This window comes from Streptomyces sp. STAM6 (assembly GCF_054963715.1).
Map to the genome: position 1 here is coordinate 42821 of NZ_JBUEFZ010000009.1, position 13599 is coordinate 56419.

Annotated in this window: 15 protein-coding genes; 12 read left to right on the plus strand and 3 right to left on the minus strand. The window is 70.8% G+C overall.

What is annotated here, in order from left to right:
• The first annotated feature begins 173 nt into the window (after positions 1-173).
• A complete protein-coding gene (locus tag ACY34K_RS13675; RefSeq protein ID WP_462746571.1) occupies positions 174-797 on the plus strand; it encodes a nucleotidyltransferase domain-containing protein in 624 nt (207 codons plus the stop codon).
• On the opposite strand, the gene ACY34K_RS13680 is transcribed toward ACY34K_RS13675, so the two are convergent.
• From ACY34K_RS13680 to ACY34K_RS13690, 3 genes are read right to left on the minus strand one after another with little or no spacing between them, the layout of a single operon-like run.
• Complete coding sequence (locus ACY34K_RS13680; RefSeq protein ID WP_462746573.1) at positions 784-1242, minus strand: PPC domain-containing DNA-binding protein; 459 nt, start codon at positions 1240-1242, stop codon at positions 784-786. The genes ACY34K_RS13675 and ACY34K_RS13680 overlap by 14 nt on opposite strands.
• Positions 1243-1269: 27 nt before the next feature.
• Positions 1270-2271: an asparaginase gene (locus ACY34K_RS13685; protein WP_462746574.1), complete on the minus strand. Its 1002-nt coding sequence runs from the start codon at positions 2269-2271 to the stop codon at positions 1270-1272.
• 50 nt (positions 2272-2321) lie between these two features.
• The gene (locus ACY34K_RS13690) at positions 2322-3746 is read right to left on the minus strand and encodes a helix-turn-helix domain-containing protein (RefSeq protein ID WP_462746575.1); all 1425 of its coding nucleotides are present in this window, start codon (positions 3744-3746) and stop codon (positions 2322-2324) included.
• A gap of 306 nt (positions 3747-4052) precedes the next feature.
• On the opposite strand from ACY34K_RS13690, the gene ACY34K_RS13695 reads away from it, so the two are divergent.
• The 11 genes from ACY34K_RS13695 to ACY34K_RS13745 all read left to right on the plus strand — a co-directional run bounded on the left by ACY34K_RS13695 (position 4053) and on the right by ACY34K_RS13745 (position 13207).
• Positions 4053-4814 (plus strand): hypothetical protein, encoded by a 762-nt coding sequence (locus tag ACY34K_RS13695; RefSeq protein ID WP_462746576.1) that lies wholly within the window; start codon positions 4053-4055, stop codon positions 4812-4814.
• Complete coding sequence (locus tag ACY34K_RS13700) at positions 4811-5497, plus strand: dTMP kinase (RefSeq protein ID WP_462746577.1); 687 nt, start codon at positions 4811-4813, stop codon at positions 5495-5497. Before ACY34K_RS13695 ends, ACY34K_RS13700 begins: the two co-directional genes overlap by 4 nt.
• Positions 5490-6323 carry an isocitrate lyase/phosphoenolpyruvate mutase family protein gene (locus ACY34K_RS13705; RefSeq protein ID WP_462746578.1) on the plus strand — a complete coding sequence of 278 codons (834 nt, stop codon included), beginning with the start codon at positions 5490-5492 and terminating at the stop codon, positions 6321-6323. Before ACY34K_RS13700 ends, ACY34K_RS13705 begins: the two co-directional genes overlap by 8 nt.
• Before the next feature lie 28 nt (positions 6324-6351).
• Positions 6352-6822 (plus strand): NUDIX domain-containing protein, encoded by a 471-nt coding sequence (locus tag ACY34K_RS13710; RefSeq protein ID WP_462746579.1) that lies wholly within the window; start codon positions 6352-6354, stop codon positions 6820-6822.
• A gap of 5 nt (positions 6823-6827) precedes the next feature.
• Entirely contained in the window at positions 6828-7493 is a 666-nt protein-coding gene (locus tag ACY34K_RS13715) for a TylF/MycF/NovP-related O-methyltransferase (protein WP_462746580.1), read from the plus strand.
• The gene (locus ACY34K_RS13720; RefSeq protein ID WP_462746581.1) at positions 7490-8413 is read left to right on the plus strand and encodes an NAD(P)-dependent oxidoreductase; all 924 of its coding nucleotides are present in this window, start codon (positions 7490-7492) and stop codon (positions 8411-8413) included. The genes ACY34K_RS13715 and ACY34K_RS13720 overlap by 4 nt, the downstream gene beginning before the upstream one ends.
• Positions 8410-9276: a hypothetical protein gene (locus ACY34K_RS13725; protein WP_462746583.1), complete on the plus strand. Its 867-nt coding sequence runs from the start codon at positions 8410-8412 to the stop codon at positions 9274-9276. The genes ACY34K_RS13720 and ACY34K_RS13725 overlap by 4 nt, the downstream gene beginning before the upstream one ends.
• A gap of 30 nt (positions 9277-9306) precedes the next feature.
• Complete coding sequence (locus ACY34K_RS13730) at positions 9307-11190, plus strand: radical SAM protein (protein WP_462746584.1); 1884 nt, start codon at positions 9307-9309, stop codon at positions 11188-11190.
• A complete protein-coding gene (locus ACY34K_RS13735; protein WP_462746586.1) occupies positions 11187-11906 on the plus strand; it encodes a 2OG-Fe(II) oxygenase in 720 nt (239 codons plus the stop codon). The genes ACY34K_RS13730 and ACY34K_RS13735 overlap by 4 nt, the downstream gene beginning before the upstream one ends.
• Positions 11907-11998: 92 nt before the next feature.
• Positions 11999-12160: a hypothetical protein gene (locus ACY34K_RS13740; RefSeq protein WP_462746588.1), complete on the plus strand. Its 162-nt coding sequence runs from the start codon at positions 11999-12001 to the stop codon at positions 12158-12160.
• A gap of 57 nt (positions 12161-12217) precedes the next feature.
• On the plus strand, positions 12218-13207 hold the full coding sequence (locus ACY34K_RS13745) for an aKG-HExxH-type peptide beta-hydroxylase (RefSeq protein ID WP_462746591.1): 990 nt from the start codon (positions 12218-12220) through the stop codon (positions 13205-13207).
• Positions 13208-13599: the final 392 nt, after the last annotated feature.

Here is a 13599-nt window from a genome sequence, read left to right on the forward strand (position 1 = left end):
GCCACGAGGCCGGTCGCGAGTCACGCGCTCAACGATGGATGCCGGTGTCCCTGATGCTCATGGGCGTTTATGAGCGCAGGGGGTGCGGGCGTGGGCGACAGGGCCTGCAGCAAGACCGTCGACCCGCCGCGGGCCTTCGCCTCCACCCCTCTGATCACTGGGAGTATGGGCGGGTGAGTGCTGACGTGTTGGGACGCTGGGTGCCGGATCGTCCCGAGGATGTGGCCACCGTCTTCGCCAAGGCGGACTTCCCGTGGTGGATCGCCGGTGGCTACGCGATCGAACTCGCGGTCGGCCGCGAGCTGCGCGCACACGGCGATCTCGACGTCCTCGTCCTCCGGCGCGACCAGGCTCTCGTACGTGACCTGCTTGCCGACTGGGACCTGTACGTGGCGGACCCGCCCGGCCAGGGAGAGCTTCGACCGTGGCGTCCTGGAGAGGTCCTTCGGTCGCCGCTCCACGACATCTGGTGCCGCCGCACGCCCGAGGCGCCCTGGTCGGTGCAGCTCATGCTGGACGAGGCCGAGGGCACCCAGTGGGTCTCGCGGCGCACTCCGGAGATCCGGCTCCCGATCGACCGGCTCGGGCGCACCAGCGAGACGGGCATCCCGTATCTCGCGCCCGAAGTGCAGCTCTTCTACAAGGCCAAGGCAACCCGGGACAAGGACGAGACCGACTTCGAAGCGGTGCTGCCGCTGCTCGACGCTCCGGCACGCGCCTGGCTGGCGGACGCGATCAGGGTGATCGCGCCTGGCCACCACTGGCTCCGCCGGCTCCTGCCGGTCAGCCGAACGTGAGCAGCGGGACGTCGTAGAGGTCGGGGTTCCGGGGCCGGGTCATCGTGGGCGACGTGACCTCCACGACCATCAGCTCGCTGAGGAACTGGACCTTGGCGCTGAGGAGGTGGCTCGTCCTGCCGTCGGCCGACTGGGCCTTCAGGCCGGCGGAGACGTGGATGTGCGGGAGTATCCCGCCGGTGGCGGGGTCGTGGGCGAGCGTGCCCGCGCCGAACGCCTCGACGTTGGTGACGTACGTCTTCGCCCAGACCGGTGCGTCCGGGTCGGCGAGCTTCTCGCAGGCGCCTACGATCTCGGCCTCCGCGAAGGCGCCGATGAACGAGGGGATGTAGCCCTGCCGTACGCCGTTGTCCCGGCAGAACCTGGACAGCGCCTCGAAGAAGTCCTCCCCGTGGTCGAAGGTGACGCCGAAGGTACGGCCTACGGTCAGCTGGTGAGCACGCATGTGCGGGTGTCTCCTGAAGAAGTGGGTTCAGCGAGCGAAGGCGGTGGTGAAGGTCTCGCGGACCGCCGCCCCGTCGGCGCCCTGGGCGAGCAGGGCCTGCAGCAGGAGCCGGGCCTGGTACGGGCCGAGGTCGCCGGCGCCGATGAGTCCGCGTCCGAGGAGGTCCTTCTCGGAGCCGGGGAAGCCGTACGTGTCGGACAGGACGGGGCCGTTGCCGATGCGGGAGGTGAGGACCACGGGGATGCGGGACGCGAACTTGGCGAGCCCTTCCACGAGACGCTCCGGGACGTGGCCGACGCCGAAGGCCGCGACGACGAGCCCGTCGCAGCTGCCCTCCCACAGGTCGAGCAGTGCACCGTCGTCGCCAAGGGTGACGACGTAGAGCCCGACACGCGCCTCACGGTCGGGGACGCCGACCAGCGGTCCGCGGGGCGGTGGGCCGCCCGCCATCCGCACCCGGTTCTCCGCGACCCGCGCGATCGGTCCGCACGACGGGGAGGTGAAGGCGGCTGGGCTGGTGGTGTGGGACTTGCGGACGGTCCGGGCCGAGTGGATCTCGTCGCCGAGTACGACGAGGCAGCCGGCGCCCCTGAGTCCAGGGTCGGCGGCGGCCAGGACAGCGGCGTGGAGGTTGGCCGGACCGTCGGCGCCGGGCAGGGTGGGGTTGCGCATCGCGCCGGTGACGACGACCGGCTGCTCGTGGCCGTGGTAGAGGTCGAGGAGGAAGGCGGTCTCCTCGATGGTGTCGGTGCCCTGGGTGATGACGACGCCGTCGACGTCCCCGGTCTCCAGCTCCACCGCGATCGCGGCCGACAGCGCGGTGAGGTCCTCGAAGGTCAGGGAGGCGCCGGGCAGACGTCGGAAGTCCCGCACCTTGAGGCCGATACCGCTCGTGGCCAGGGCGGGCACCGCGGCGAGGAGTTCGTGGGCCGAGAGCGCGGGTACGACGCCTCCGGTGGTGGGATCGGTGGTCATGGCGATGGTGCCGCCGAGGGAGAAGACCGCCACGTTCCTGACCGACTCCGTCATATCCCCTGCTCCCCTGTCCGGACGCCGCCGAGCGCGGCCTCGCGAGTGGTTCAGGCAGGCCATCGGGTCGGCGCCGTCCGGGTACGCGGAATGATCACCAGCTGCTCGGCCACGAACCGGCAGGCGGCCTCCAGCCCTTCCAGGCCGAGCAACCGACTGCGGGGCCGGGCGAGCCGCTCCGTGCCGACGGCCGACAACTGTGCGCACCTGCGACCGAGCCAGGACGCATCGAGGCCGAGGTACTCCGCGGTTGCCGCGAGGCGTTGTCCGGCCTGCTCGGCCGCCGTGGCCGAGTGGTGGCTGACGTGGCCGGTCACGTCGGCGAACGTCCGCAGGGCCCCCGGCCGCGCGGTGACCGCGAGGTGGGACGCCCCCTCGGTCCGTACCCATGAGGCGATGACAGCTCGGCGCCCGTGGGAGAGGACGAAACCGTCGGTGTGTGCGAAGCCTCCGTCGTCCGTCACCCAGGTACGGATACCGAAGGACTCCATGAGCGCGATGGCGAGGAACATCAGAACGCGCTCGTACGCCGGCGAGGAGGCGACCGCCGTCTCGGGGACGCAGAAGCCCCGGCCGCTGGCACCTCCTGGACGCCGGGGCGCCATTCGTTCGAGGTAGCGGTACTTGTGCCGGAAGAACAGCCAGGTGGCGGCCTCCTCACCGCGCTGTTCCCTGGTCCAGAAGACGGGTGCGTCACCCAGGTGGTCACGGTGGCCCAGGATGTACCGGGCTGCGGTCTCCGAGCCGATCAGCATCGTGGACACTTCAGTCAGGCCGTGGTCCGAGGCGAGTGGCGAGCCTGGGGAAGCGGTGAGCGAAGCCAGCGAGGTGTGCAGGGCCTGGTCGTCGCCGAGCAGCGGCGCCGCCTCGAATCCCGACATGGCCCACAGGATGCCGTATGTCAGGTCGTCCAGTTCGTACGCGGCCGGGACGTCGACCGGGTCGGAGGCGGTGCCGCGTACGCCGCTCGGCCTGGCGTCGGTGACGAACTGCCGGACCGCCCCGTCCACCGTGCGGTTCGCGACGACGAGCGCGCGCATCGGCATGGTGCGCCAGGCGTCCAGCTCCGGGCGGGAGTCGAGTCGCAGGCTGTCCCCGATGAAGGAGGCCGCAGGAAGGGTCAGCACAGGTAGCGCCGTCGTCGAGACGGACCGGCCGGCGGGTAACAGAAGCTGACCTGGGCCTTCGGGCAGCGCCACGTACCCGCGGGCTCCGGTGTCCGCCGTTCCTGGTCGGCTTGTGACGTCCGGGGTGTGCGGATCGGCCGTGGGCAGGAGCCCGAGCAGTTCCTCCGGAACTCCCAACGCATCGGTCCACTGGACGAACTGCCGTCGGTCGCGGATCTGTTTGAGCCCGCGCTCGAGTCTGCTGACCTCGGCCTGGTCGATGCTGACCATCCGCGCCACGCCGGCCTGGGAGAGGCCCGTGTGCTTCCTGAACAGCTTGACGACGGTGCCGAGTTCCCATGCGGCCACGGCTCGCCGGACCGTCGGATCACGCCAGAAGGCCGGGTCGGCCCGTCGGGCGGCCGGCCCGTCCTGGCACGAGGCGCATCGTGTACCGGCGTTGAAGCGACTGAGAAGGGCACCGCAGCGCGTACACCGCCGCTGTCCGCTGTCGACCATGGTCGGCATTCTCCCTCGCTCTGCGACGGCCCGGACACGTTCCGCTGGTGGGGCTCATAAACACTCATGGGCGTGGGTCTTCGTGGCGGCCATCGTGGTGGAGCACCACCGACCGGAGCCGCCTGCCGCGACTCCCCGGACGTGAGGATCCGACCTGTGACCTCCTTGACCCTGCCGCCCCGGCCCCCCGGTTCGCCGCCGCTGGCCCATGCCTGGCAGACGCTGGCGGACGGGCTGCTGACCCAGCGGCTCCATCTCCATCTCGACGAATGGCGGTCTGCCGTCGCCGAGAACAAGGCGCTGCCGGACGTGCCGGGCGCCGATGTCTCCGTGCTGGCCCAGCGCCCGTCGCCGCTGCCGGCTGGCGACGAGTCCGCGATGGCGCTGCTGGAGAACGCCGGGCTCGGCTTCTGGTGGGAGCTGCCCCAGCGGCACGGAGCGGAGTCGCGGAACCGGCGCGGGGCACTTCACCGCGCCGCTGACACCGCTGCCCAGAACCTCCTCGCGGAGCAGTCCGGGGCGGCGTGGTCCGACGCCGTGACCGCCGTCAGCGCCGCCGCCGCGTGGTGGGTGGGCTTCTTCGCGGTCATTCGCCACCACGGGGTGCACCACATCACGCTGGAGCCGCACCCGGGCCCGCTCCACGAGCAGGCCCTGGGCACCGCGGTGAGCGTCGTGGCCCACGGCATGGCCACACGGGTGCTGGAGGCGGCGCTGCGTGACTCCGACGACGACCCGGCCCTCCGCGCCGCGTACTGCCGGGCCATCGAGGCCGGCATCTGCGCCGAGCCCGAGCTGCCCCGCCTCATCGACGAGTTGGCGGAGCTCCGGCTGGTGGACCTGGTGTCCACCACGGCCCGCTGGCGGGGTCGCTTCACCAAGTACGCCGGCGGCACGGGGGCGGGGCAGGTCGAATGAACCACCGCTATCCGTTCATCGTCATCGAGGGACTCGACGGCACCGGCAAGACGACGCTACGCAAGGGTCTGTTCCGGCTCTGGGAGGGGCTCTACGGAGTCACCCCGCTGTGCATGCTCACCACCAACTTCCTCGCCGTCAACCAGGCTGCCGCCATCGTCACCGGCAAGTACCAGCCGAACGCCGGGAACCGTGACGCCTACCTGTCCGCGATCGCGGCGGACAAGCGGGCCACGCTGGATCGTCTCGTGCTCCCCCAGCGGCCGGCCCGGCCCGTGATCGCGGATCGCTGGCTCCTCAGCGAGCTGGCCTTCTTCGCCGTGAAGCACGACATGAGGGTGTCGGAGACATACGAGGCGCTGGCCGCGCAGCTCACCGCGGCCCCGGATCTCACGCTCGTCCTGGACCTGGAGACCGACACCTCGATGAGCCGGGCACAGACCCGCCAGGGTGACGCCGTTCGGGCCGACTGGGACGTGCACGACGTCCAGAGCCGGGTTCGCGAGACCTACGAGGCCGTGGTCACGAAGCCCGACGAGTTCCCGCTCCTCGGCGACGTGGTCCGCCTGGACGCCCGCCGGCCCCGGTCCGAGGTGCTGCTCGCCGCCTGGGACGTACTGCGCGAACGGCAGCTGGTGCCGTCGCTCCCCGCCCACGCGGAAGGAGGAGAGACCCATGGCTGACGACACGAAGGCGATGCATCTGCGCAAGGCCCTCGACGACAGCGAGCGGAAGCACCCGCTCCTGGCGATCGGTGCGGTGAACGCGCTCGCCGCGCACGTCGCGGCGGAAGCGGGCTTCGACGCCCTGTGGGTGAGCGGTCTGGAGGTCTCCGCGGCCTCCGGGCTGCCGGACGCCAACGTCCTGGGCCCGCGGGACCTGTCCGACGTCGTCGCCTCGCTCGGCCGCGTCACCGAGCTGCCCGTCATCGTGGACGTCGACAACGCGGGTGGCTCGGGGCGCACAGCGGAGCGGTTCGCGTCCGACTTGATGCGCGCCGGAGCCGCGGCGGTGTGTGTCGAGGACAGCGCGTACCCGAAGTGCAACAGCTTCGCGGCCCACCGGGCCCAGACCCTCGCCGACCGGGACCTGCTGTGCGAGCAGGTGGGGCACATACGGAAGGTCGTCGACGACGGCCTCGTGGTCGTGGCCCGCACCGAGGCCCTGATCGCCGGCGAGGACATGGCCACGGCGATCGCCCGTGCCGAGGCGTACGCCGAGGCCGGGGCGGATGCGGTACTCATCCACTCCAAGGACGCGACCGGTGAGCAGGCGCGGGCCATCGGGCGAGCCTGGAGTCACGGCGTGCCGCTGGTCAGCGTGCCCACGGCGTTCCGCGACCTGAGCGCCAGGGAACTCGGCGAGGCCGGCTTCCACATCTGCATCTACGCGAACCAGCTCAGCCGTGCCGCCCTCGCGGGTATGCGCGCCGCCGCCCGTCAGTTCCGTCGCGGGGGGGGAGTTTCCGCTCCACCGTCGCTGGGTCTCTGGCAGAGGTCGGCGACCTGATGCGCGTCGGCGAGCCGGAGGCGCTGTCGTGCGTCTGACACCCGAGCTGCCTCGGATCAGTGTCTCCGTGAAGGCGGCGATCGTGCGCGACGGCGCCGTCCTGCTGCTGTCGTACGACGACGAGGCCGGGTTCCACTACAACCTTCCCGGCGGCAAGGCCCAGGTCGGCGAGGACCTGCGCCAGGCCGTGAACCGCAAGGTCGCGCAGGAGACCGGCCTGCAGGTCGTGGCCCGGCGTCTGCTGTGCGTCGTCGAGTACCTCCCCGAGTCGTGGCAGGGCGAGTTCGGGGACGTACAGAAGGTTCAGTTCAACTTCCTCGCGGAGCAGGTGGACGACGCTGAGCCGCGCATGCCGGAACCGCCGGACCCCATCCAGGTGGGCTTCGAGTGGGTTCCGCTGGAACGTCTGGGCGACGTGTACCTGTTGCCCCGGATCAACCGCCCGCTGTCGGCGGCGTTGAGCGGGGAGCTCGCAGACCCCTTCGTGGACAGGTGGTGACCTTCATGGATCCGAAGCTGAAGGATCTGCGGGAGTGGCTGCTACGGGAGCACGCCGGGACGGTCTGTGCCGACCGGCTCCGCGTGATCGCCGACGAGCTCGCCGACCTGACTGACCGCGGTCTGCCGGGAGCTGTGGTCGAACTCGGTTGTTATAGGGGCGCGATGGCCCTCTGGATCCGTAGCGTGCTCGAATCGCTGGGCGACCACAACCGCGAGATCCACGTCTACGACTCCTTCCAGGGCATGCCCGCGCCCGGTGCCGAGGACTCGGATCATCTGGCGGCGGGCGAGCTCCGGTCGTCCCCGGACGACGTGCGCGCCACGCACGCGGCCTGGGGCAGGCCGGCGCCGGTCATCCATCCGGGATGGTTCAACGAGACCCTTCCCAAGGAGCTGCCCGACGAGATCGCGTTCGCCTACCTGGACGGCGACTTCTACGACTCGACCCTGACGGGACTCACGCACTGCGTCACCCGCCTGGTGCCGACGGGTGTGTTGCTCATCGACGACTACGCGGACACGGCGGTCAATCCACGAGCCTGGGACGGGCTCCCTGGGGTGAAGCGCGCCTGCGACGCCTACTTCGGCGCGCCGTCGCCGGTGACCGTTGTCGTCGGCGAGGGTGATCTCGCCTTCGGCCGGTACGAGAAGCCGGAGTCTCTCGGATGAGCGCAGTCCTCGTGGTGCGCGGAGCGGCGGACTCGGGGGCGATCCGCCGCGCCCTGCCCGATGTCCTCGTACACGAGTTGCCGGACCTGGACTCGCCGCTGCCCGCCGACACGGCCGTGCTCGTCCTGCGCTCCGGCGTCCGGCTCGGCGAGAGGGAGCTCGACGCGCTCCCTCACCTGCGGCACGTCGTACGGACCGGCTCCGGCATCGACCACATCGACGTGAACGCCCTCCGGCACCGTGGCATCACGCTGCACCGCAACGCCGAGGCCGGCGCGGACGCCGTAGGTGAGTGGATCCTCGCCGCTGCCCTCACCCTGGCCCGGCGGATCCCGTTAGGCCATCACGCGCTGCTGCTCGGCCAGCACGAGAAGCAGGCGTGCATGGGAGCGTCACTCGGCACCCTGGCCGCAGGTATCTGGGGCGCAGGTCCGGTCGGGCTGGCCGCCGACTGGGCCCTCGCCCCCTACGTGGGCCGGACGGCCTTCGCCGCGTGGCCGTCGAACCCTCCCGGTCTGCGCGAGCTGTCGCCGACAGCCCTCATGGAGCAGTCGCAGGTACACGTCATCGCTCTGCCACTGCGCCTCACGACCGAACAGCTCATCGGCGAGGACTTCCTCGCACGCGTCGCACCGCAGCGGCCTCTGCTGATCTGCGCAGGGCGGCTGGAGACCCTCGACGTCGCCGCCTGCCTGCGGGCACTGGCGGACGGGAGACTCTCCGGCCTCGCCCTCGACCCAGTCGAGCGGGAGCACCTCCCGCTCCTCACCGGCTCCACGACGCCGCTCAACCTCCTGGCCTCACCCCACATCGGCGCCCAGCGCTCCGACGTGCGCGGCGCGCTCGACATATGGGCCATAGATCTCCTCAGGGAGATCACCGCTGACAACAGGATCCTGATCGAAGGAGGCCACCGGTGAACCCATCGGCACGACTGCGCCGAGAGATCGCCGACAGAGTCGCCCAGGCGCTGGTCGCGTCCGGCGAGGCCCGCGAGGTCTGGCTGGAGGGAGCCCTCGCCTGCGGCTTCGCCCACGCAGCCAGCGACATCGACCTGCGTGGCATCGTGGACGGCGACCTTCCGGTGTGGGAGTCGCGCATCGTGGACGGCGTCCGTGTCGACCTCCAGGCGGTGGGGCCGCAGCGGGCGGAGGAACTCCGTCACCTGCTCCGCTCCTTCGACGTGCGCCGCGACGACCTCGGATCGTTCCGCCGGGTACGCGCCTCGATGCACGACCTCATGTGTCTGCGCACCGCTCTCTCGTACGGCTCCGGGCGCTGGGATCCGGTGCTCGATCCCGGGGAGCGCCAGGGCTACCGACGCTGGGCGGTCGCCGACCAGGCCGAGGTCGCGGCGAGCCTCGCGGAGGATCTGACCGGCCTCGTCGAGGACGGTCTGGCCGAATCGGTCGGCGTCGTGTGCCGGAAGCTGGAGACCTGCCTCACCGCGCTCGGCTGCGCGGCGGCCGGCCACCCGGTCCTGGGCGACAAGTGGCTGCCGCTGCTTGCCGGCGCGCAGCCCCGCCCGTCGATCGACCCGGCTCGCGCAGAGACGTGGGAGTGGTTCCGTCCCGTTCAGCGACGCGTGGCCAGAGCGCTCCTGGACTGCTGGCCCGTCGACGCCCCGCTGCAGAAGCCTCCCCATCTGGGTGCCCCTGACGCCGGCTGGCTGCCCCAGCGGTACGCCGATGGGTGGTTCCTTCGCCGTGGCGACGTCCACATCCCCATCACCGGCGGACAGCTTCTCGGGTGGCTGTCCACGATCTCCACCGATGGCGCGTAGACCGCGCCTCTCCTCCTCCGGAGTCCTCTGATGCCCGTCACCCGCACCGCCTCCATCGACCTGGAGAGTCTCTACGCCCCGCTGTCGAGCACCGGCCCGGACACGGCCGTCTCCGTCATCCTCAAGCTCCGCGGGGAAACCTGCGACATCGACTGCCTGTACTGCTTCGAGAAGCGCAAGGAGTCACCGGGCGGCGCCCGGATCAGCGCGAAACAGGTCCACCGCCTCGGTTCGATCTTCTCCGGGCGTCCGCTCAGCGTCGAACTCCACGGCGGGGAGCCCCTGACCGCCGGCCGGGAACAGATCGCAGAGATCCTGGACGCGCTCGCCGCACAGCCGAACGTCATCCGCGTGAGCCTCCAGACCAACGGTCTCCAGCTCAACGACGCCTGGCTGGACCTGTTCGAGCGGCACTGCCCCCAGCTGGAGATCGGCATCTCCCTCGACGGGGACGCGCTGGGGAACTCGTGGCGTGTCGGTTACGACGGCCGCCCCACGTACCCCCGAGTGATCGAAGCCCTGGAACTCCTCGGCCGTCGGGAACGCCGCGTCGGCGTCATCTGCGCCGTCACCCCGTACGTCCTCGGCCGGGCCTCCGAAGTCATGGAGCACCTCGCCTCCTTTCCCGCCGTCACGACGGTCAGCCTGGTGCCGTGCTTCGACGCGGCGGTCACCCGTTCGACCACGGTGGCGGGATCCCGTACGCCGACCAGCCGGACACTCCAGCGACGGGCCATCGGCCCCACCGGCCCGGCCTGGGCCGTCACGCCGCGTCAGTACGCCGACTTCGTGCTGGAGGCCGCCCACCACTGGGTCGCCGACGGCCTGTTCCGCCGCGTCAAGCTGGAGCCCGTCGTCTCCGTCATCCGCCGCCTGAGGGGTCTACAAACCCGTTCCTGTCACTTCTCCGACCTGAAGTGCGACCACGTCCTCACCCTCTATCCCGATGACCGCCTGGGAAGCTGTGACGAGCTGCCCTGGCCGCAGGCCGGCCTGGCCGCGCTCGGTGACGTACACGCTGCGGCCGACGTGGCCGGCGCCCAGGGCAGCTCTCCCCTGCTCCGGCAGGCACGCTCCCTGGTCACCAAGTGCACGACCTGCGACTACCGCGACACCTGCGGCGCGGGCTGCCCGGCGGTCCGCCTCCGCTTCGCCGCCGCGGGCGACGAAGACGCGTACTGCGACCACCGCATGCGCCTGATCGACGGCGTCGCCACCCTGCTCGCCCAGCCGGATCTCCCGCCCAGCGCCTCCTGTTCCCGGCTACGTTGGCGTCCCGTCCGCCCCAACGACATGCACCACGTCGCGGCGTTCCTGGCCCGCTGGGACGACCCCGCCGTACCGCGCCCGCCAGCACGCCTCCAGGTAAGCGCCCACGGCAACATCAACACGGTCGGCCTCCCCGGCATCCACGAGGCGGACGATCTCGACCCGCGACACCCCCAGTGGTACGAGGGCATCGAGCCCGGCGTCCGCCCGGTCGTCGACGCGCTCACCGCGGGCTGGAACACCGTCACCTACGACAGCTGCCAGGGCCACGCCTACGCCGACCTCCCCGCAGCCGAGCCCCGGTTCCTCTCGGTCGGCATCCTGCCGCGCGACCGCGCCGAGTACGCGCGAACAGCCGCGCGCCTGTGCCGTGCCGTCGGCCGAGCCGAGTCCTCCCTGCCCGGAGCGTGTTCGCTGGTCCTCGGCCGCAACGAGCTCACGTGCCGCACCACCGGCCGGGTGTATCCGACGCTCGACCTCCATCTCGTACCCTCTGCCGGCACCACGCCTGCCGAGTACTTCGATGACCTCAGCGAGGCCGTGCACGTACTCACGGAGGCCCTGGCCGAAGCCGTCTCTGCCCCACCGTCCACCCTCTGCGCCTGCGCGACCGAAGCCCACTCCAGCGATGGAGGCGAGCAGTGATCCACATCGCCGAGACGCTGTCCATCCGGACCGTGGAGAGCTTCCTCAAACCGAACGAGATCGAGCGCCTCAACGACGTCATGGACGACGCGCTCGGCCCCCTCGGGCGCGACCGGTACGGCGCGGGCCGACATACGACCATCCACGAGATCCCCGGCCACTCCCCCGCCGAGGCGCAGGACGTCTACGAGCCAGTCGGTCGGATCGAGATGACCGACATCCCGTACGAGGCGACCGCCCTCCTCGACCAGGCCCTCAAGCTCCACATGGCCGCCATCACGCGCACCCTGCCGTCGGTCACCGGCCACCGGCAGTGGATCTACCTCGAGTACGGCGCCAGCCAGTACATCACCCCGCATGCGGACGGCATCGCCCCCGATCCCCTCACCCGTCCTCGGCAGATCGCCGCCGCGACGGTCACGCTCACGGACATCCAGGACACAGGCGGGGCGTTCTACGTGGAGACCACGGGCAGCGGCGCCGTCTGGACCACCGACGAGGCGCCGACCGGGTCGGGTTACGCCCCGGGGATGCGCTTCGCACACGACGGAACGGACATGTCCTCCCCCTGGTTTCGCGCCATGCCCCGCACCCGATGGAGCGTCGCACCCGCTCCCGGCACTCTCGTGGTCTTCGGCAGCCAGCTCGTCCACGGCACCGAACCGGTCCGCGCCGGCCGCGTTCGCAAGTTCCTGACGGTCTTCGTCTCCGAGTAAGGAGCCATGCATCCGTGACCGGCCCCCGCGGTCCGCCCGTACCAGCCCTTCGCCCCGACCCACCGCCCCTACCTGAGGAGAGAGAGCGAGCAGTGGCAGACGACAAGACGTTCGACGAGTTCCTGGAGGCGGTCGCGTCCCTGCGTGACAGCGACCCCGTGCGCACCACCGCGCACACCTCCAACGCGGCCACCGAGACCTGGCTGGCCACTATGGTGCAGCCTGACGCCGCTGAGCCCACCACCGAGTCCTGACCCGCCACGGGGCCGGGCCCGTCCCGGTCCGGCCCCGTTCCACTCCCGGAGCCCCAGATGAGCGCTCACTCCCCGGAAGCCCTGGTCGCCCTCGGTGGCATCGCCGGCCACCAGCGCCAACGGACCAGCCGTATCGCCTCCGTGCTGGGCAACCGCCTCGGCTCGTCCGCTCTCGACTACGCCGTCGCCCACCACCTGCTCGAAGGCGCCGAACACGCGGCGCGCGCCCGGGACGCGGACCGCCTCGCCTGGTACCGCCGTACGACGGTGCGAGACCTGACCCACCTGTCAGCCGGCCCGCACATCGTGCTCAGCCCGCGCCCCGCGGACCTGCTCCGCTCGGAAATCTCCGAAACCGCGTACTACCTCGTAGGCCCCGACACCAGCCCTGCCCCGCCCAAGGCCCTTGGCCTCGTTCGTGCCGCCCTTGCCTCCGCGACCGAGCACGGCTTCGGCACCCTGCTCGCCCAACACGCCCCCATCATCTGCCTGCTCAACCGCCGCCGGCTGAACGAGACTCTCCACAGCTGGGCCCTCACCCGCCTCCCCGGGACCGTCTTCACCGACTACACCGCCCACCCCGAGGTCCTGGCCCGCGACCTGATCCACGAGGCCGCCCACAACTGGCTCAACGACGCCTTGGCCGCACACGACGTGCGCCTCCCCGCCGACCTCACCTTCTTCTCACCCTGGCGTGGGACTACTCGTCCCGTATACGGCTTCCTTCACGCCTGCTGGGCCTTCTCCCTCACCGTGCTGTACACGCGGCAGGCCCGCTGCGGCGCCACCGGTGCTGTGGCTTCCTTCCTTGACGCCCACCTGCGCCAGCAGGAGGGCCGGTTCGCCTCCGTACTCGATTCGCTCGCGGAGGCACTCTCGTTCGTTCCCACTGAGGCAGTCCGTGATCGCATCAACCGGGCCGTGAGCGGGGTCGTGCCACCGGCGGAACCGCCATCGGTTGTTCTGGCAACGCCTCTGGCTCGACAGGCCGCGGGCCCCATTCCCAGGAACGGGCCCGGACCGCGTCACGCCGCCAGGGACCAGTGAACGTCCTCCGAGAAGGAATCGAGAACGACAAGCTGAGGCTGGACGAACACCACCGCCACTCCAGACCGAGTCGTCATGCGACTCGTATGAATACGCACCACGACGCGCACCCGACCACCGGGAGGAACTACCTCAGCCGACAGCGCTCGCACTGCCTCGGAAAAGTCCCAGGATTCTGAGGTCAGTCGGAATACACCAAGCTCTTCCGCTCCTGCGATGCTGAGCAGCAACGACACTTCAGGACGCGGGCCGGTGCCTGCCCGTGCCTTGACCATCTGGTCGCAAGTCCTTGTGCGCCCGTTGGCCTTGCCAGCCTCCGACCGAGTCAAAGCCGCGGAACCCGCCTGGTCCATTTGGAGGGTAGCGGGCCCCCGCCGTCGGACCGAGTTGCA